The sequence below is a fragment of the Thioalkalivibrio sp. ALJ24 genome (assembly GCF_000377785.1).
Lineage (GTDB): Bacteria > Pseudomonadota > Gammaproteobacteria > Ectothiorhodospirales > Ectothiorhodospiraceae > Thioalkalivibrio.
In genome coordinates this window covers 93390-111035 of sequence record NZ_KB898726.1, presented here as the reverse complement: position 1 = coordinate 111035, position 17646 = coordinate 93390, and the positions used below count along the sequence as shown (strand labels likewise).

18 protein-coding genes are annotated in these 17646 nt (G+C 66.7%); 5 read left to right on the top strand and 13 right to left on the bottom strand.

The features are described 5' to 3' along the window. Window positions 1-122 precede the first annotated feature (122 nt). The 3 genes from D571_RS0104590 to D571_RS0104580 all read left to right on the top strand — a co-directional run bounded on the left by D571_RS0104590 (window position 123) and on the right by D571_RS0104580 (window position 1938). Entirely contained in the window at window positions 123-491 is a 369-nt protein-coding gene (locus D571_RS0104590) for a DsrE family protein (protein WP_018935497.1), read from the top strand. 131 nt (window positions 492-622) lie between these two features. Continuing rightward, entirely contained in the window at window positions 623-1174 is a 552-nt protein-coding gene (locus D571_RS0104585; RefSeq protein ID WP_018935496.1) for a hypoxanthine-guanine phosphoribosyltransferase, read from the top strand. 11 nt (window positions 1175-1185) lie between these two features. After that, window positions 1186-1938, top strand: coding sequence for an S-methyl-5'-thioinosine phosphorylase (locus tag D571_RS0104580; RefSeq protein WP_018935495.1), 753 nt, complete (start codon window positions 1186-1188; stop codon window positions 1936-1938). Window positions 1939-2080: 142 nt separating this feature from the next. Here the strand turns inward: D571_RS0104580 and D571_RS0104575 are convergent, their stop codons facing one another. Beyond that, a complete protein-coding gene (locus D571_RS0104575; protein ID WP_018935494.1) occupies window positions 2081-3439 on the bottom strand; it encodes an adenosylmethionine--8-amino-7-oxononanoate transaminase in 1359 nt (452 codons plus the stop codon). 3 nt (window positions 3440-3442) lie between these two features. After that, the gene (locus D571_RS0104570; RefSeq protein ID WP_018935493.1) at window positions 3443-4813 is read right to left on the bottom strand and encodes a KamA family radical SAM protein; all 1371 of its coding nucleotides are present in this window, start codon (window positions 4811-4813) and stop codon (window positions 3443-3445) included. 254 nt (window positions 4814-5067) lie between these two features. On the opposite strand from D571_RS0104570, the gene D571_RS0104565 reads away from it, so the two are divergent. Continuing rightward, complete coding sequence (locus tag D571_RS0104565; RefSeq protein ID WP_018935492.1) at window positions 5068-6198, top strand: aminotransferase class V-fold PLP-dependent enzyme; 1131 nt, start codon at window positions 5068-5070, stop codon at window positions 6196-6198. 21 nt (window positions 6199-6219) lie between these two features. Here D571_RS0104565 and D571_RS0104560 read toward each other — a convergent pair whose 3' ends face one another. The 10 genes from D571_RS0104560 to fabD form a co-directional block, all read right to left on the bottom strand. Then, on the bottom strand, window positions 6220-6558 hold the full coding sequence (locus D571_RS0104560) for a PilZ domain-containing protein (RefSeq protein WP_018935491.1): 339 nt from the start codon (window positions 6556-6558) through the stop codon (window positions 6220-6222). 39 nt (window positions 6559-6597) lie between these two features. Continuing rightward, window positions 6598-7617 carry a DNA polymerase III subunit delta' gene (locus D571_RS0104555; RefSeq protein ID WP_018935490.1) on the bottom strand — a complete coding sequence of 340 codons (1020 nt, stop codon included), beginning with the start codon at window positions 7615-7617 and terminating at the stop codon, window positions 6598-6600. A gap of 11 nt (window positions 7618-7628) precedes the next feature. Further along, entirely contained in the window at window positions 7629-8264 is a 636-nt protein-coding gene (tmk, locus tag D571_RS0104550) for a dTMP kinase (RefSeq protein ID WP_018935489.1), read from the bottom strand. After that, complete coding sequence (gene mltG, locus D571_RS0104545) at window positions 8264-9307, bottom strand: endolytic transglycosylase MltG (RefSeq protein ID WP_051076155.1); 1044 nt, start codon at window positions 9305-9307, stop codon at window positions 8264-8266. The genes tmk and mltG overlap by 1 nt, the downstream gene beginning before the upstream one ends. Then, window positions 9294-10100: an aminodeoxychorismate lyase gene (pabC, locus tag D571_RS0104540; RefSeq protein WP_018935487.1), complete on the bottom strand. Its 807-nt coding sequence runs from the start codon at window positions 10098-10100 to the stop codon at window positions 9294-9296. The genes mltG and pabC overlap by 14 nt, the downstream gene beginning before the upstream one ends. Next, window positions 10097-11458, bottom strand: coding sequence for an aminodeoxychorismate synthase component I (locus D571_RS0104535; RefSeq protein ID WP_018935486.1), 1362 nt, complete (start codon window positions 11456-11458; stop codon window positions 10097-10099). Before D571_RS0104535 ends, pabC begins: the two co-directional genes overlap by 4 nt. A gap of 20 nt (window positions 11459-11478) precedes the next feature. Continuing rightward, window positions 11479-12699 carry a beta-ketoacyl-ACP synthase II gene (fabF, locus tag D571_RS0104530; protein WP_018935485.1) on the bottom strand — a complete coding sequence of 407 codons (1221 nt, stop codon included), beginning with the start codon at window positions 12697-12699 and terminating at the stop codon, window positions 11479-11481. Window positions 12700-12809: 110 nt separating this feature from the next. Then, entirely contained in the window at window positions 12810-13049 is a 240-nt protein-coding gene (acpP, locus tag D571_RS0104525; RefSeq protein WP_018935484.1) for an acyl carrier protein, read from the bottom strand. 117 nt (window positions 13050-13166) lie between these two features. Then, entirely contained in the window at window positions 13167-13904 is a 738-nt protein-coding gene (gene fabG, locus D571_RS0104520; RefSeq protein ID WP_018935483.1) for a 3-oxoacyl-ACP reductase FabG, read from the bottom strand. 34 nt (window positions 13905-13938) lie between these two features. Continuing rightward, window positions 13939-14883: an ACP S-malonyltransferase gene (gene fabD, locus D571_RS0104515; protein WP_083916869.1), complete on the bottom strand. Its 945-nt coding sequence runs from the start codon at window positions 14881-14883 to the stop codon at window positions 13939-13941. 157 nt (window positions 14884-15040) lie between these two features. Between fabD and infA the strand changes: the two genes are divergently transcribed. After that, on the top strand, window positions 15041-15259 hold the full coding sequence (gene infA, locus D571_RS0104510; protein ID WP_018861401.1) for a translation initiation factor IF-1: 219 nt from the start codon (window positions 15041-15043) through the stop codon (window positions 15257-15259). A gap of 105 nt (window positions 15260-15364) precedes the next feature. Here infA and clpA read toward each other — a convergent pair whose 3' ends face one another. Then, window positions 15365-17641 carry an ATP-dependent Clp protease ATP-binding subunit ClpA gene (clpA, locus tag D571_RS0104505; protein WP_018935481.1) on the bottom strand — a complete coding sequence of 759 codons (2277 nt, stop codon included), beginning with the start codon at window positions 17639-17641 and terminating at the stop codon, window positions 15365-15367. Window positions 17642-17646 lie beyond the last annotated feature (5 nt).

Below are 17646 nucleotides of genomic sequence, written 5' to 3'. Positions count from 1 at the left end.
GCAACCCTTTGCCGTGAGCGTCGTTGGCGCCGCGCTTCCGACCCGCCTATAATGCGCCACCGGTTCGACACTGAGCTGCTTAATAATATAGTTATTCAATCCCCCAAAGATGGAGAATCGTCATGGCCGATAAGCTCATGATCGTCATGGTCAACACCGACCCGAACAATCCGTCCGAACTCGGCGCCCCGTTCTTCCAGGCGACCGTGGCCGCCGCCATGGAATACGACGTCGAAGTCGTGATGACCGGCCGGGCCGGTGAACTGGCCAAGAAGGGCGTGGCCGAGAACCTGTTCGTGCAGGAAGGCAGCAGCAAGAGCGTCTACGACTTCATGAAGGACGCCCACGAAGCCGGTGTCGTGATGAAGGTCTGCACGCCGACCCTGGACCTCTGGGGCAACGACCTGATCGAAGAGATCGACGAGACCGTGGGTGGCGCCTACGTGATCTCCGAGGCGATGGACGACGACACCGTCACCTTCACCTACTGAGGCGAAGCGACGGTATCCGTCGATGACCGGCCGGCCATTGTGCCGGCCGGTTCTGTTTTCGGGGCGGGGCAACGGGCCTCGCCCGCGGACCGGGGCCCGTGCCCCGTTTCCGGATGGACCGGGGGAACCGCATGAATCCCGAGAAGGCACGTGCCACGCTCCGCGACGCGGACTGTCTGTTCAGCCGCGATGCGGTGGAAACCGCCATCGACCGCCTCGCCGAACGCACCGCGCGCGAGCTCGCGGACGAGAATCCGCTGGTACTGGGCGTGATGAACGGGGGCGTGGTCCTGCTGGGCGGGCTGCTGACCCGCTGGTCATTCCCCATGCAGGTGGACTACCTGCACGCCACCCGCTATCGCGGGGCGACCCGCGGCGAGGAGCAGTTGCACTGGCTCTCGTTGCCGCACCAGTCCATGCAGGGCCGCACCGTGGTGATCGTGGATGACATCCTCGACGGTGGCATCACCCTGTCCGGCATTCAGGGCTTCTGCCGGGAGCAGGGCGCGCGTCGCGTCGTCACCATCGTGCTGGTGGACAAGGCCAACCCCGAGCGGGACCCCTCGATCACCGTGGACCATGCCGCACTGGAAGCGCCGAACCGCTACCTGTTCGGCTATGGCATGGATTTTCAGGACTATCTGCGCAACGCGCCCGGCATCTTTGCCGTGGCCGACCACTGAGGGAACCGCGCATGAGTACCCCCCGACTGGCGATCATCGGCGGCACCGGCCTGACCCGCCTGAAGGACCTGGAGATCACCCATCGGCGGGTGATGCATACGCCGTACGGCGAACCATCCGGACCGCTGGTGTTCGGGCGGCTCAATGGCATCGAGACCGTCTTTCTCCCGCGCCACGGGGCGCGCCATACCATCCCGCCGCATCAGGTGAACTACCGCGCGAACATCTGGGCGCTGAAAAATACCGGCGTGGAGACCGCGATCGCGGTGGCGGCGGTGGGCGGCATCACCGAATGCATGCAGCCCGGACGGCTGGCCGTTCCGGACCAGATCATCGACTACACCTGGTCGCGCGCGAACACCTATTTTGAGGGCGGGCATCTGGAAGAGGTCACCCACGTGGACATGACCTGGCCATATTGCCCGGAGGTGCGCCAGAAGATCCTCAACGCGGCCCACGAACTGGATCTGCCGATTTGTGAGCAGGGTACCTACGGTGCCACCCAGGGGCCGCGCCTGGAGACCGCCGCGGAGATCGACCGGCTGGAACGCGACGGCTGCGACATTGTAGGCATGACCGGGATGCCGGAAACCGCGCTGGCGCGCGAACTGGGACTCAACTATGCCGCCTGCGCGGTGGTCGCGAATCGCGCCGCCGGCCGCAGTGAGGGCGAGATCACCATGGACGAGATCGCGCGCAATCTGGAAACGGGGATGGAGCAGGTCAAACGCTTGCTGGCGAGGGTGATCGCGACCATTGGGTGAGGTCGCGGTCCAGTGTCGGACCCATGCTTACCCCTTTCCACTATTTAACATAATATTCATTATGCGACGTTATATGGGCAGAGGAACGGACCGGCTGACGTCGGGATACGTTGACGCGATTCGCTGATTGCGCGCCGCGTCGTCAGTCGCGGGTCGCGATGTCGATGCCCTCGGCCATGACTTCCGCGAGGAAGTCGATCTGGTCCTCGGTGATCACGTATGGCGGCATGAGGTAGGAAACGTTGCCCAGCGGGCGTAGCAGCGCCCCGCGGGTCAGACCGTGGCGGTAGATATCCAGACCCCGCCGTTCCTGCCACGGGTACGGGGTCCGGCTGGCCTTGTCCTGCACCAGCTCGACCGCGGCGATCATGCCGTGCTGGCGCACGTCGGCCACGTGCGGGTGATCATTCAGCGGCTCCAGGCGCCGTGCAATGTGCGCGGCCAGCTCGCGATTGCGTTCCAGCACCGGTTCGGAGTCGAAGATGTCCAGCGTCGCCAGCGCGGCCCTGCACGCCAGCGGGTTCCCGGTGTAGGAATGCGAGTGCAGGAACATGTTGAGCTTTTCGTAATCGTCGTAGAACGCCTGATAGACCGTATCGGTGGTCAGCAGCGCCGCCATCGGCAGATAACCGCCGGTCAGGCCCTTGGACAGGCACAGGAAGTCGGGCGTGATCGGCCCCTGCTCACAGGCGAACAGGGTCCCGGTACGGCCGAAGCCCACCGCGATCTCGTCGGCGATCAGGTGCACGCCATGGCGGTCGCAGGCCTCGCGCAGCAGGCGCAGGTATTCCGGGTCGAACATGCGCATGTGACCGGCGCACTGCACCAGCGGCTCGATGATGACCGCAGCCACTTCGTGGGCGTGGCGTTCCAGGGCCCGTTCCATGTGCGCGAACTGGCGGCGGGCCACATCGGCGCAGTCCTCGCCCGGCTCGCGGTGGAAGCAGTCGGGCCCCGGGACATTGATCACGTCCAGCATCAGCGGCTCGTAGGTGTGCCGGTACAGCGGCACGTCACTGACCGAAAGGGCCCCGATGGTCTCTCCGTGATAGGCGTTGGAGACCCCGATGAAGCGGGTCTTCTGCGGCTGGCCGACATTGCGCCAGTAGTGGAAGCTCATCTTGAGCGCGGCTTCCACGCCGGCCGAGCCGTTGTCGGCCAGAAACACCCGGTCGAGCCCTGCCGGCGTGATGTCGATCAGGCGTTCGCTCAGCTCCACCACCGGCTCATGGGTGCAGCCGGCCAGGATCACGTGCTCCAGGCGGCCGACCTGCTCCTTGAGCGCGTCGTTGATGCGCGGATTGGCGTGACCGAACAGGTTCACCCACCAGGAGCTGATCGCGTCGAGGTAACGATTGCCGTCGAAGTCGTACAGCCATACACCCTCACCCCGCTCGATCGGCAGCAGGGGCAGCGTGCCCTCCTCCCCGTAATCCTTCATTTGGGTACAGGGATGCCACAGGGCCCGCAGGTCGCGCCGGCGTACGTCTTCGTTGCTCATGGGTCAGACCCCGTGGCCGGCCTTCATCGCCTCGAATTCGTCCTCGAAGAAGAACTTCTCCTCGCCGAAAGCCGGTTTCAGCTGGTTCAGCCAGGTGGCGTTCTCGTCGCAACGGGCGAAGAACGGGCGCTGCACCCAGTCCGGGTTGCGGCCCTGGATGAAGCGCAGCACGAAGACCTTCTCCCCGTGGATCTCGGTCACGCCCTGGATCTCCACCTTGCCCGGATCGGCGCTCATGGACGGCCCGCGCGCGGTGCGCGCCAGCCCCGATACCTGCTGCATCGCCTCGCGGTAGATCTCCCAGGCGCGCGCCAGCGGCACCTCGAAGTAGCGCCGGGCGCCGGTGTCGCGCTCCACGAACATGTAGTACGGGATGATCCCGAGGCGCACCTGCTCGCGCCACAGATCGGCCCAGGCCTGCGGGTCGTCGTTGATGTGGCGAAGCAGCGGCCCCTGGGCGCGGATCTCGGCGCCGGTGTCACGCACCCGGCGGATCGCCTCGCGGGCGATCGGGGTGCGCAGCTCGTTCGGGTGGTTGTAATGCGCCATCAGGGCCACGTGCTTGCCGCCCTCGACCAGCTGTTCCAGCAACCGCAGCAGGTCATCGGCATCGCCCTCCGTCACGAAACGGTACGGCCAGAAGGACAGCGCCTTGGTTCCGATCCGCACGGTCTGCACATGCTCCAGTCCGGGTTCCAGCAGACCCTCCAGATAGCCACGCAGGTTCCTGGTTTTCATGACCATCGGATCCCCGCCGGTCATGAGCAGATCCGATATAGCGGGATGTTCACGCAGGTACTGATGCAGCAGGCCCGCATCGGTGGAGGCGATGCGCAGATCCTTGTCGCCCACGAACTGCGCCCAGCGGAAGCAGAACGTGCAGTAGGAGTGGCAGGTCTGGCCCTGACTGGGGAAGAACAGGAGGGTCTCGCGATACTTGTGCTGCAGACCGTTGATGACCTCGCCGTCGTCCTCGCTGGGGCGGTTCAGTTCCATCTGGCCGGCAGGGTGCGGGTTCAGCTCCTCGCGCAGTTCCTTCGCCAGCGCGGCGATCTCCCTGCGGTCGGCACCCCGTCGATGCAGCTCGGCCATTCGCTCGAAGGCCTCCGGCGAAAGCATCTCCCGCTGCGGGAAGGTCAGCTGGAACATCGGATCCTGCGGGATGTTGTCCCAATCGATCAATTCGTCGATTACGTATTCATTGACGCGGAAAGGCAGCACGCTGGCCACCACGCGCATGTCAAAACGCATGTCTTCGGGGACACGCTCCAGGGCCTCGATGCGATCCAGGTTGCGATCGTTGTAGACCTGGAACTCGCGCGGCTCGATCGAGCCCGCCTCCGGGTCCTGGTAGAACTTGAGAACGGAGTTCATCCGTACCTCCTGTCGACGGTCGGAACGTCCGCGATGGCCGCTTTCAGCCGTCGCGATCGTCGAAATCATGGTGGCTCCGGCACCGGGTCGGTCGCGCGGCGGGCCTTCGGGGCGAGGGCTGCCCCATCGGGGAAACAGCGATGCGTACGTTATCAAGCGGTTTGCGGGGGAACAAGGGATGGCCCGCGACCACTCAAGTTACCATTTTGCCAGCCCGCTGGGTTACCCTCGCCCCTACTTGCAAGGAGGGCATCATGAATTCGGAGTTTCCCCACGACGACATCATCCACCTGAACCACGCGGCAGTCGGGCCCTGGCCCCGGCGTACCGTCGAAGCGGTGGAGGCCTTCGCGCGCGAGAACCTGCATCGCGGGTCACGGGGCTATGGCCGCTGGCTGGAGACCATCGCGGCTACACGCGAACTGGCGCGCCAGCTGATCGGAGCCCCGGCGGCGGAGGACGTGGCGTTCGTGAAGAACACGTCCGAGGCACTGTCGATGGTGGCGTTCGGACTGCCCTGGAAGGCGGGCCAGAACATCGTGATCCCCGCGGGCGAATTTCCCTCGAACCGCGTGGTGTGGCACGCGGCCGCGGAACGTTTCAACCTGGAAGTGCGCGAGGTCACGGTCGGCGAGGAACCGGAACTCGATCTGCTGCGCGCCTGTGATGGCGACACCGCCCTGCTCTCCACCAGCGCGGTACGCTACGACACCGGCCTGCGCCTGGATGTGCAGTTTCTCGGCAACGAACTGCACAAGCGCGGAGTCCTGTTCTGCGTCGACGCGATCCAGCATCTCGGCGCCCTGCCCTTTGATGCCCCCGGCTGTCAGGCCGATTTCGTGATGGCCGATGCGCACAAATGGATGCTCGCGCCGGAAGGCATCGGCCTGTTCTACGTCGATCCGCAGGCGCGGGATCGGCTGACGCTGAACGAATACGGCTGGCACATGCTGGAACACGCCGGGGATTTCGACAATCCGTCACTGGCGCCCTCGCCCACCGCGCGGCGTTTCGAGCCCGGCAGCCCGAACATGCTGGGGATCCATGCACTGCACGGCAGTCTGTCGCTGCTGCTGGAGACCGGCATGGACCGGGTGGATGAAGAGATTCGGGAACACTGGCTGCACCTGGAAGACCGTCTGCGCTCGCTGGGCTGCGAGATCCTCAGCCCGCGCCAGCGTCGTGCCGGCATCCTGACCTTCCGGCCGTCCCCCGACCTGCTTGACGGGATCTCTCTTGAGGAGGTCTACAAGCGCCTGCAGGAGGCCGGGGTGCTGTGCGCCATGCGCGGTGGAGGCATCCGCTTCTCGCCGCATTTCTACCACGCCACGGCGGACCTGGATCGCGCCGTGGAGCACCTCAGCGAGATTCTGCCGGGCGCCTGACTACCGCTCCGGGGGCCGGAATCAGAAGGTATGCGTCTTGCGATCCGAGTTGAGCATGCCGCCGAGGTGATCCTCGATCCGCCGCCGGGTCTGACCCTTGTCGGAGGAGTTGAACTGCACGCCGATCCCGCGCAGACGGTTGCCCTGGGCCCGCGGCGGCGTGATCCAGATGACCGTGCAGGGCGTTGGCAGGCGGTCGCCATCGTCCAGAAGGGAGAGCAGGAGAAACACCTGGTCCCCCATCTTGTAGGATTTGTCGGTGGGGATGAACAGCCCGCCGTTTTTTACAAAGGGCATGTACGCCGCGTACAGCGCGGGTTTTTCCTTGATTGCCAAGGTCAGCATCCCTTGCCCGGCCATGGGCCCTCCCGGTTCCGATAAAGGTCTTGTGGACGGCGCTCAGTATGCCCCGGAGCGATCCCCGTACGCCACCCGCTGCGGGGTGGTCAGCGGCAGCATCGCCGCGGCCATGTCTTCCATGCGCAATTGCGGGTTCAGCGTGGTACGCAGCTGCCGCTGCCACTGGCGGGACTGCTGTACCAGCGAGGCCATGCCACGGGCTCCCCGCTCGCGCGCGAAGCGCTGCAGGTCTTCGCGCGGGAACTGCGCACCGAACCGGTCCATCTCCCCACTGGCCAGCCAGCGCTGCGCGGACAGCAGCAGCGCCTGCAAGCGCGGGACCAGGGTTTCCGGGTCGCAGCGCATGAGCGCGGGTACCACCGAATGGAGGTCGGTCGCCCGCAACAGCCCAGTCAGGGCATCGCGGTCGCGTTCCCAGGCGGCCTGGCGATCGGGATCGGCGAGCAGCTCGGCCGCGGTCATCGGTCGCCCCAGCGCCGCCGCCCAGGCCGCCTCCACAGCGCCCGGGTCGTCCGTCATGCCGGCCAGCCAGGCACGCGCCTGATCCAGGCTCGGGGTTGCGAGGTGCAGATTCTGGCAGCGGCTGCGGATCGTGGCCGGCAGCGCCGACGGACGGGCGCTTTCAAGGATCGCCAGGGCACCGGAGGGCGGCTCCTCCAGGGTCTTGAGCAGCGCATTCGCAGCACTGGCATTCATCGCCTCGGCAGGATGCAGCCGCAGTACACGCCACGTGGCGGACCCGCTCAGGCCGAGGAATTCGCTGGCCGTGCGGATCGCATCCACCGGGATCTCCTTGCCCGGCTCCGGGGGCATCACCTCGTGCACTTCCGGATGCACCCCGCCCGCAAGGCTGCGACAGCCCCCGCAGTCGCCGCAGGCCGGCTGCAACCCGCTCGCGCGGTCGCAGTACAACCGTTGCAGAAAGGCGGTGACCAGCCAGCCCTTGCCGGTTCCTTCGGCCCCGGTCACCAGCAGCCCGCCGGGGAGCCGGCCCGCCGCCGCCCGCTCCAGCAGCGTCTGCCATGGGCCGAGCAGCCACGGCGCGGGACCGGTGCTCATCGCTGCCGTGTTCACGACATGGCTCCCGTCAAACCGCGCTGCGCGAGACCCGTGCGGATGCGTTGTGCCACCGTGTCGGGATCGGCGGTGGCATCGACCAGCAGATAACGCTCCGGATCCGCTTCCGCCCGGCGGCGATAGGCCTCGCGTGCACGTTGGAAGAAATCCATCGCCTCGCGTTCGATGCGGTCCCGGCGGCCCCGCTGCACAGCGCGCTGCAAGCCCGTCTCCGGGTCGATGTCGAGCAGGATGACCAGATCCGGGCGCAGCTCGCCCTGGACCCATGCCTCCAGCGCGGCGACCCGGGCATCGCCCAGGCCGCGGCCCCCGCCCTGGTAGGCAAAGCTGGCATCCGTGAAGCGGTCGCTGATCACCCACGCTCCGGCATCCAGGGCCGGTTCGATGACCTCGGCGATGTGCTGCGCGCGTGCCGCGAACATCAGCAGTAGCTCGACCTCCGGGATCATCGGCGGCAGGTCCGGGTCCAGCAGCAGTCCGCGCAGGCGTTCCCCGAGACCGGTGCCACCGGGCTCGCGAGTCGTCCGGACCCGGTGGCCGGCGCCCTCCACCTCCGCGACCAGGGCCTCCATCTGGGTGGATTTGCCCGCGCCCTCGATGCCCTCCAGGGTCAGGAAACGTCCGCGCATCAGCGTCCCCTCCGGCCGTAGCGGCTGGCATCGCCATCCAGTTGATAACGAATCACCGCCTCGCGGTGTTCGCGATAGGTCTCGGAAAAATGGTGGCTGCCGTCGTTGCGTGACACGAAATAGAAGTCGCGTGTGTCCGCCGGGCGCGCGGCGGCCTCGATCGCGGCCCGTCCCGGCAGCGCGATGGGCGTCGGCGGGAGCCCGGCACGCGTGTAGGTGTTGTACGGATGGTCGCGTTCCAGCTCCGCGCCGGTCAGCCGCTGTACCCCGGTCTCCTGCACGTACAGCAGTGTGGGGTCGGTCTGCAGGCGCATCCCCTCGCGCAGGCGGTTCACGAACACCGCGGCCACCCGGTCGCGTTCGTCACCGCGGCCGGTCTCGCGTTCCACGATGGAGGCCAGGATCAGCAGCTCGTACGGATCCTCCAGCGGCAGGTCATCGGCACGTCCGGCCCAGGCTGCCTCCAGCGTCGCCTGCATTGCGCGGTGGGCGCGCCGCAGCACATCCAGCGCATCCGTGCCGGAGCCGAAGAAATAGGTGTCCGGCAGGAACCAGCCCTCCGGATGTTCGATTCCCTCCAGTCCCAGCACTTCGACCAGATTGTTCACGCCCACCGACTCCGGCGGCGGTTCCAGTTCGTCGTGGTTGCGCACTGCGTCCAGCGCGTGCCGCGCGGTCCAGCCCTCCGGCAGCGTCAGGCGATGCTGTACCACATCCCCGCTTGCCATGGCCTGCACCAGATCCGCCGGCGTCATCCCGGCATCCACGGCGTACTCGCCGGCCTGCAGTCGGCCCGCGAGCCCCTTGCGCCGAGCGTACACCTCGATCACCCGTGCCGACTCCACCCAGCCACGGCGTTCGAACTCGCGCGCCAGACTGCGCAGGCCGGTACCCGATTCCAGCTCGAAGCGCTGCGGCTCCTCCAGCGCCAGCGGCCGTTCGAGCTGCCCGCGGTACCAGTCCGCCAGCCACAGTGCCCCGGCCGTCGCCAGCAGCAGCCCCGCCAGCCCGGTCACCATCAGGATCTTCCTAATCCGCTTCATGCAATGCCCTCCTGAGCGCCTGCAGTGGCGCCGGCTCGTCGGCCATGATCCCGTTCTCGCCCGGGACGGCGGGCATGAGCCCCAGTCGCGCGTTGCTCACGTACAACCCCTCGGCGGCCTGCAGCCGTTCGAGTGACGGCCATTCGACGACCACACGGACGCCGAATTCCATGGCACGCTCCAGGATCCAGGCCCGCCGGGTCCCGGCTACCCCGGCGGACTCCACCGGCGGCGTCAGCAGCTGCATACCCTCGCGCAGCCACAGGTTGCCCTGGGTGGCACAGGTGATCCGCCCGTTCGCATCCCGCAGGATCGCCTCGTCCTCACCGGCGCGCCAGTGCATGCGTGCCAGAACATGATCCAGCCGCCCCAGGTGCTTGATCCCGGCCAGCGCGGGATTGACGCTGACCGGGATGTCCGCGAACCCGACCCGCAGCGGAACGACCTCGTCCGGCGCCGGCCGCGACAGGGCCGGCCCGGTACTGACGATCCGGGTCACGGCAGGGTGTTCTGGCGGGGCATAGCCGCGCGGTCCGGAACCCCGGGTCAGGGTCAGACGCACCAGCCGCTCCCCGGAGCCGCCTGCCGTTTCCACCTCTGCGCGCAGGTCCTCCATATCCTGCGTCGGGAAGCCGAGGCGTTCCAGCCCGTGCTCCAGGCGTGCCCGGTGCCACGGCCACAGGCAGGCATGACCTTCGCGCACCAGCACGGTCTCGAACAGTCCGTCGCCCAGCAACAGCCCGCGATCATCCGCCGTCACCTGCTCCCGCGGCTCGCCGTTCACCCGGATCATCCGTGCGGCTCCGCGTTGACTCCCAGCGCATCCAGCAAGCCACGGGCCTTGTGGCGGGTCTCGGCCAGTTCCTGATCGGGGTCCGAATCGGCCACGATGCCGGCCCCGGCCCGGAACCGCAGTTCGCGGTCCCGCACCACCAGGGTCCGGATCAGGATGTTGGTGTCCATCCGCCCATGGTCACTGACATAGCCGCAGGAGCCGGTATAGGCGCCACGCGGTACCCGCCCCTCCAGCTCCTGGATCACCTGCATCGAGCGAATCTTGGGGCAGCCGGTGATCGTCCCGCCGGGGAAGGTCGCACGCAGCAGTTCGCGGGCGGGGGTGCCCGGCCGCAGATGCGCGGTGATGCTGGAGACGATGTGATGGACCCGACGATAGCTTTCGATGGTCATGAGCTCCGACACGCGCACGCTGCCGGTACGCGCGACCCGGCCCAGATCGTTGCGCTCCAGGTCCACCAGCATCACGTGCTCGGCCCGTTCCTTGCGGTTGACCTCCAGTTCCCCCGAGAGCCGGCGATCGGCATCCGCGTCGATATCGCGCCGACGGGTGCCGGCGATCGGCCGGGTCTCGGCCACGCCGTCCTGCGCCGAGACCAGGCGTTCCGGCGATGAACTGATGACCTCGCCTCCCGGCAGCCGCAACCAGGCGGCGAACGGTGCGGCATTGGCGCGGCGCAGGCGCCGGTAAAGCTCCGCCGTGTCCAGTGGTGACTGCGCCTGTCCGTGCCATTCCCGCGACAGATTGGCCTGAAACGTGTCGCCGGCCCGGATATATTCCAGCGCGCCCCGCACGGCCCGCCGGTAGTAGTCCGGATCGTCTTCCTGCAGGACCAGGCCGGGCAGAAGACCATCACGGGCCTGCTGCGCCCTCGGCGGGTGTTCCCGCAACCCGGCGAGATCGGTGAACAGGCATTCGCGCCGCGCGGGATCCCCTTCGGCGTCCACCCACCAGGTCACGCCTTCATGGTGGTCATGGATCACCGCGGCGGGGAACCGGGTCGCGAGCGCCGTGGGCAGCCACGGATCCGGCGCGAACTCGCCCAGCGCCGGTTCCAGGTGCCAGGCGAATTCGTAGCCCACGTACAGGAACCAGCCGCCGAGGAACGGCAGATGGGCATGTTCGGGCGCCGGTTGCAACCCGGGCGGCGGTGACGCCAGATCGACATCCGGGGCCGCGAGCAGCGATTCGGGCTCGCTGGCGTCCAGGGTGCGCCCGGGAAAGGCGAAAAGGATGGAGAAACGCGCCGGGGCCTGTCCAATCAGGGCCGACTCCAGCAGATGGGGGTAACGTTCCGGGAAACGCCCCGCCAGGGTCGCAAGATCGACCCCGGAGGGCAGCCTCTCGACGGCCATGCGCCCGCGCGAGGCCGGTATCAGATGGCGCGGAACACCAAGGTTCCGTTGGTGCCGCCAAAGCCGAAGGAGTTGGACAGCGCCACCCGGGCCGTCATGTCGCGCGCCTCGTTGGGCACGTAATCCAGATCACAGCCCTCGCCCGGGTTCTCCAGGTTGATCGTCGGCGGCGAGACCTGGTCACGCAGGGCGAGTGCGGTGAACACGCCCTCGATGCCTCCGGCCGCCCCCAGCAGGTGACCGGTCATGGATTTGGTGGAATTGACCAGGAGCTTCTTCGCATGGTCGCCAAAGGTCCGCTTGAGCCCTTCGGTTTCAGCCAGGTCCCCGGCCGGGGTCGAGGTCCCGTGAGCGTTCACGTAGCTGACTTCTTCCGGCTGCACGCCCGCATCCTTCATGGCCCGGATCATGCACTTGGAGGCACCGCTGCCGTCCTCGACCGGCTGGGTCATGTGGTGGGCATCGGAGTTCCAGGCAAAGCCGGCGATCTCGCAGTAGATCTTCGCGCCGCGGGCCTTCGCGTGCTCGTACTCCTCGAGTACCATGACCCCGGCCCCGTCGCTGAGTACGAAGCCGTCGCGGTCCGCGTCCCAGGGGCGCGAGGCCCGTGCGGGATCGTCGTTGCGCGTGGACAGGGCACGCGCCGCGGCGAAGCCGCCGATTCCCAGCGGAGTGGTGGCCATCTCAGCCCCGCCCGCGACCATCGCGTCGACGTCACCGTAGGCGATCATGCGCGCCGCATCGCCTATGTTGTGGGTGCCGGTCGCGCAGGCGGATACGATCGAGATGTTCGGCCCTTCCAGCCCGCGCATGATGGAAAGATTCCCCGAGACCATGTTGATGATGGCGCTGGGGACGAAGAACGGCGAGATCTTGCGGGCACCACCCTTGAGATAGGCACCGTAGGAGCGCTCGATGTACGGCAGGCCTCCGATACCGGAACCGATCGCGACTCCGATCCGTTCGGGGTCCGAAGTGTCTGCGGACAGACCGGAATCATCCAGCGCTTGCAACCCCGCGGCCAGACCGTAGATGACGAAGGTGTCCATCTTTTTCTGGTCCTTGACGGGGACATAGTCATTGGCTTCGAAGTCCCGGACCGCACCGGAGATCTTTACCGGCATGTCCGAGGCATCGAACACGTCGATGGGCGTGATTCCGCTGTTCCCGGCCTTGATGTTGTCCCAGGCCTTGTCGATGGTGGACCCGACCGGGGACACGATGCCGAGGCCGGTGACCACAACACGTCGCTTAGCCAATGATGTTCTCCCTCGAATGACGGCTGCACGCAGACGACGAAAAGGGGTCCCGCAGCGTGGCGCGGACCCCCTCGCCTTCCATCAGGACCGGTTCAGTCCTTGGCGTGCTCGTTGATGTAATCGATCGCCTGCTGGACGGTAGTGATCTTCTCGGCCTGCTCGTCGGGGATCTCCGTTTCGAATTCCTCCTCGAGCGCCATCACGAGTTCGACGGTATCAAGCGAGTCCGCGCCCAGATCGTCGACGAAAGCCGCGGTGTTCGTGACGTCCTCTTCCTTGACTCCCAGCTGCTCGACAACGATTTTTTTGACGCGTTCTTCAATGCTGCTCATGGTTGAAACATCCCCTTGGATATGAGGCGGGTCCGGTAAAGCTCCGCCATTCTATTGAAAAGCACGGCCATGATCCACAACCGGGACGGGCCGTTTGTTGACCCTGCTCGGTCCCGATCAATGCATGAACATGCCGCCGTTCACGTGCAGGGTCTCCCCCGTAATGTAGCCAGCTTCTTCGGAAGCGAGGAACCCCACCGCGGCCGCCACTTCCTCGGCGTCGCCCAGACGGCCCAGCGGGATCTCGCTCAGCAGGCGTTCGCGGGTGGCCTCGTCCAGCTCCCGCGTCATGTCGGTATCGATAAATCCCGGCGCCACGGTATTGACCGTGATGTTGCGTGCCCCGACCTCGCGGGCCAGGGAGCGGGCGAACCCGGCCAGCCCGGCCTTGGCTGCGGCATAATTGGTCTGGCCGGCGTTGCCGGCGGTGCCGACCACCGAGCCGATCAGCACCACGCGCCCGCGCCGCGCCTTCATCATGCCCTTGATGACCTTCTGGGTCAGGCGCGCGGCGGCGGTCAGGTTGGTGTCGATCACCGCATCCCAGTCCTCGTCCTTCAGCCGCATGAACAGGGCGTCGCGGGTAATCCCCGCATTGTTGACCAGCACCTCAATGCCGCCTTCGGTGGCCTGGATATCGTCCAGGGCGCCCTTGACCGAAGCGGCGTCGGTCACGTCCATGGCCACGCCACGGCCGTTCCACGGCGCCAGCGCCTCGGAGATGCGGGCGGCGCCGGCCTCGCTGGTGGCGGTGCCGATCACCTGCATACCCTGTTCGGCCAGGCGACGGGCAATGGCCGCGCCGATACCGCGGCTCGCACCGGTGACCAGAGCGGTTCGTTGCTGTTCCGACATCAACGGTTTCCTTGCGATTGAGAGTGAGCGCGGATCAGGACGCGGTCAGGCGATCGCGGGCGGCTTCCAGCGTCGCCCGGTCGGCCACGTCCGGATGTACGATCGAACGGTCGATGCGTTTCGCGAGCCCGGTGAGCACCCGACCGGGACCGCATTCCACCTGCAGATCGGCGCCGGCATCGCGCAGCCCATGAACGATTTCCACCCAGCGGACCGGCCGGTACAGCTGCTCCGCCAAACGGGCCTTCAGGGTGTCCACGTCGCTCGCCGGCGCCGCGGTCGCGTTCTGCCACACGGGGATCTGCGGGGCCCGGATTTCCGCGGCGTCCAGCGCCGCCTGCAGACGTTCTGCAGCGGGGCGCATCAGCGCACAGTGGGAGGGCACCGACACCGGCAACTTCAGCGCGCGTTTGGCGCCCGCATCGCGAGCCGCGGACACGGCGCGATCCACGGCCCCGGCCGTGCCGGCGATCACTACCTGTCCCGGCGCGTTGAAATTCACTGCTTCGAGGGTCTCGCCGTCGGCCTGCGCCTCGCACAGGGCGATCACGTCGGCATCCTCCAGACCCAGGATCGCGGCCATCGCTCCCTCGCCCGCCGGTACCGCGTCCTGCATCGCGCGGGCCCGTTCAGCCACCAGGCGCACGGCATCCGCGAACCGCAGGGCGCCGCTGGCCACCAGCGCGCTGTATTCCCCCAGACTGTGACCGGCGACGGCCAGCGGGTCCGGCACGCCCTGCTCGCGCAGCATGCGCCAGCATGCGACCCCGGCGGCCAGCATGGCCGGCTGGGTCCAGCGGGTGTCGTCCAGCTGTTCGGCCGGGCCATGCTGGACCAGGCTCCACAGGTCGGCATCGAGGCAGTCGGAGGCCTCCTGGAAGGTGTCCCGCACGACCGCGAAGTCATCGCCGACGTCCGCCAGCATGCCCACGGACTGGGATCCCTGTCCCGGAAAGACGGCTGCCCAGGAAACTGTCATGTTCGTATCCATACTCGCTGGATGGGAAGGCTGCAGTAGTGTAGGCGTTGAGGAACGCTCCGGCAAACACGGCGCGCACGTTCCGCGTGGTGCCGCTTGAGTTCCTGCCATGCATCCGCATAATGTCGCAACCCTGATTCATTACGCGAGGAACTGCATGGCGAAGGAAGACGAAATCGAGCTCGAAGGAACCGTCGTCGAGACGCTCCCCAACACCACCTTCCGGGTGGAGCTCGAGAACGGGCACACGATCACCGCGCACATCTCCGGGAAGATGCGCAAGCACTATATCCGGATCCTGCGCGGCGACAAGGTCATCGTGCAGATGACGCCCTACGATCTGAGCAAGGGTCGCATCGTCTACCGCAACAAGTAAGCGCGCCACAGTCTCCCCGGCATGCAAAAGGCCGGCGCCCCGAGGGGTGCCGGCCTTTTTCGTGAGGGACACCACAAGCTCGCGGTGTCCCGGTTCGCGGTCGGATCAGGAAGAGACGGCGGGTTCGTGGATGTCCATCTCGAGGCCGTCCTCGCCCAGGCGCACGGTCACTTCGCCACCCTGCGCCAGCTTGCCGAACAGGAGCTCGTCCGCCAGCGGCTTCTTGATGTGCTCCTGGATGGTCCGTCCCATGGGCCGCGCACCCATCTGCGCGTCGTAACCGTGTTCGGCCAGCCAGGCCCGTGCGTCGGAGTCCACCGTCAGGGCGACCTTCTTCTCGTCCAGCTGCGCCTGGAGCTGGGTGAGGAACTTGTCGACCACGTTCAGGATGGTCGCCTCGTCCAGCGGACCAAACTGGATGGTCGCATCCAGCCGGTTGCGGAATTCCGGGGTAAAGGTCCGCTTGATGGCCTCCATCGCGTCGCTCGAATGGTCCTGACGGGTGAAACCCACCGACGGACGTGAAGCCGCCTCTGCCCCGGCGTTGGTGGTCATCACCAGGATCACGTTGCGGAAATCCACTTCCCGCCCGTTGGTGTCGGTCAGCGTGCCGTGATCCATTACCTGCAGCAGCACGTTGAACACGTCGGGATGGGCCTTCTCGATCTCGTCGAGCAGCAGCACCGAATGCGGATGCTTGAGGATGGCATCCGTCAGCAGACCGCCCTCGTCGTAGCCGACATAACCCGGCGGCGCACCGATCAGCCGCGAGACCGTGTGGCGTTCCATGTATTCGGACATGTCGAAGCGCGCCAGGTGGATCCCCATCTGCTGGGCCAGCTGTCGCGTGACCTCGGTCTTGCCGACCCCGGTGGGTCCGGCAAACAGGAACGATCCGATCGGCTTGTCCTGGTCACCCAGGCCGGAGCGCGACATCTTGATGGCGGTGCTCAGCGTGCCGATCGCCTCGTCCTGGCCGAACACCGTCATCTTCAGGTTGCGTTCCAGGTTGCGCAGGGTCTCCTTGTCGGTGCTGGACACCGATTTCGGCGGGATGCGCGCGATCTTGGCCACGATGTTCTCGATGTCCTGCACGCCGATGGTCTTCTTGCGCTGACTCGCCGGCTGCAGCTGACGGCTGGCCCCGGCCTCGTCGATCAGGTCGATCGCCTTGTCCGGGAGGAAACGGTCGGTGATGTAGCGGTCCGACAGTTCGGCCGCTGCCTGCAGGGCCGGCTTGGTGAAGCGCACGTTGTGATGCGTTTCGAAGCGGGACTTGAGGCCGCGCAGGATACGGTAGGTCTCCTCCACCGTGGGTTCCGGGACCTCGATCTTCTGGAAACGGCGCGCCAGCGCACGATCCTTCTCGAAGATCCCGCGATATTCCTGATAGGTGGTTGACCCGATGCACTTGAGCTCGCCGGAGGCGAGCATCGGCTTGATCAGATTGGAGGCGTCCATCACCCCGCCGGAAGCCGCACCGGCTCCAATGATGGTGTGGATCTCGTCGATGAACAGGACCGCGGCGGGTTCCTTCTTCAGCTGCGCCAGCACGCCCTTCAGGCGCTTCTCGAAATCACCGCGATATTTGGTCCCGGCCACCAGCGCACCCAGGTCCAGGGCATAGACCGTGGCTTCTTCGATCGCCTCCGGCACCTGGCCGTCCACCACGCGCCGTGCCAGCCCCTCGGCGATCGCGGTCTTGCCGACCCCGGCCTCGCCGACCAGCAGCGGGTTGTTCTTGCGCCGGCGGCAGAGGATCTGGATGGTGCGTTCGATCTCGTGATCGCGTCCGATCAGCGGGTCGATCTCGTCCTTGCGCGCCTTCTCGTTGAGATTGGTGGCGTACAGCTGCAGGGCATTGGTCTTTTCTTCGGCCACCGTCTCGCCCTGCTGCTCCGCGGACTCCTCGGACTGCTCCTGATGGATCTGGCCCAGCTCGTCTTCCCCCACCTTGGAGATCCCGTGGGAAATGAAGTTGACCACGTCCAGACGCGAGACGTTCTGCTGCCCCAGTACGTACAGTGCCTGGCTGTCCTGCTCGCCGAACAGCGCCACCAGCACGTTGGCGCCCGAGACCTCCTTGCGTCCGCTGGACTGCACGTGGAACACCGCGCGCTGCAGCACCCGCTGGAAGCCCAGGGTGGGCTGGGTCTCGCGGGTGTCGTTCGGCGGGATGCGCGGGGTGTTCTCGTCGATATAGGCCTCCAGCTCCTCGCGGATCCGGTCAAGATCCGCGCCGCAGGCCCGCAGGACGGTGGCCGCACTGGGGTTCTGTGCCAGGGCCATCAGCAGATGTTCCACGGTCACGAACTCGTGGCGCTTTTCGCGGGCCTCCTTGAAGACCAGGTTCAGACTGAATTCGAGTTCCTTGTCGAGCATGGGGG

Coding starts and splice junctions, on each gene's coding strand:
- D571_RS0104590 (WP_018935497.1), top strand. CDS start 123: ATGGCCGATAAGCTCATGATCGTCATGGTCAACACCGACCCGAACAAT.
- D571_RS0104585 (WP_018935496.1), top strand. CDS start 623: ATGAATCCCGAGAAGGCACGTGCCACGCTCCGCGACGCGGACTGTCTG.
- D571_RS0104580 (WP_018935495.1), top strand. CDS start 1,186: ATGAGTACCCCCCGACTGGCGATCATCGGCGGCACCGGCCTGACCCGC.
- D571_RS0104575 (WP_018935494.1), bottom strand. CDS start 3,439: ATGAGCAACGAAGACGTACGCCGGCGCGACCTGCGGGCCCTGTGGCAT.
- D571_RS0104570 (WP_018935493.1), bottom strand. CDS start 4,813: ATGAACTCCGTTCTCAAGTTCTACCAGGACCCGGAGGCGGGCTCGATC.
- D571_RS0104565 (WP_018935492.1), top strand. CDS start 5,068: ATGAATTCGGAGTTTCCCCACGACGACATCATCCACCTGAACCACGCG.
- D571_RS0104560 (WP_018935491.1), bottom strand. CDS start 6,558: ATGGCCGGGCAAGGGATGCTGACCTTGGCAATCAAGGAAAAACCCGCG.
- D571_RS0104555 (WP_018935490.1), bottom strand. CDS start 7,617: ATGAGCACCGGTCCCGCGCCGTGGCTGCTCGGCCCATGGCAGACGCTG.
- tmk (WP_018935489.1), bottom strand. CDS start 8,264: ATGCGCGGACGTTTCCTGACCCTGGAGGGCATCGAGGGCGCGGGCAAA.
- mltG (WP_051076155.1), bottom strand. CDS start 9,307: ATGAAGCGGATTAGGAAGATCCTGATGGTGACCGGGCTGGCGGGGCTG.
- pabC (WP_018935487.1), bottom strand. CDS start 10,100: ATGATCCGGGTGAACGGCGAGCCGCGGGAGCAGGTGACGGCGGATGAT.
- D571_RS0104535 (WP_018935486.1), bottom strand. CDS start 11,458: ATGGCCGTCGAGAGGCTGCCCTCCGGGGTCGATCTTGCGACCCTGGCG.
- acpP (WP_018935484.1), bottom strand. CDS start 13,049: ATGAGCAGCATTGAAGAACGCGTCAAAAAAATCGTTGTCGAGCAGCTG.
- fabG (WP_018935483.1), bottom strand. CDS start 13,904: ATGTCGGAACAGCAACGAACCGCTCTGGTCACCGGTGCGAGCCGCGGT.
- fabD (WP_083916869.1), bottom strand. CDS start 14,883: ATGACAGTTTCCTGGGCAGCCGTCTTTCCGGGACAGGGATCCCAGTCC.
- infA (WP_018861401.1), top strand. CDS start 15,041: ATGGCGAAGGAAGACGAAATCGAGCTCGAAGGAACCGTCGTCGAGACG.
- clpA (WP_018935481.1), bottom strand. CDS start 17,641: ATGCTCGACAAGGAACTCGAATTCAGTCTGAACCTGGTCTTCAAGGAG.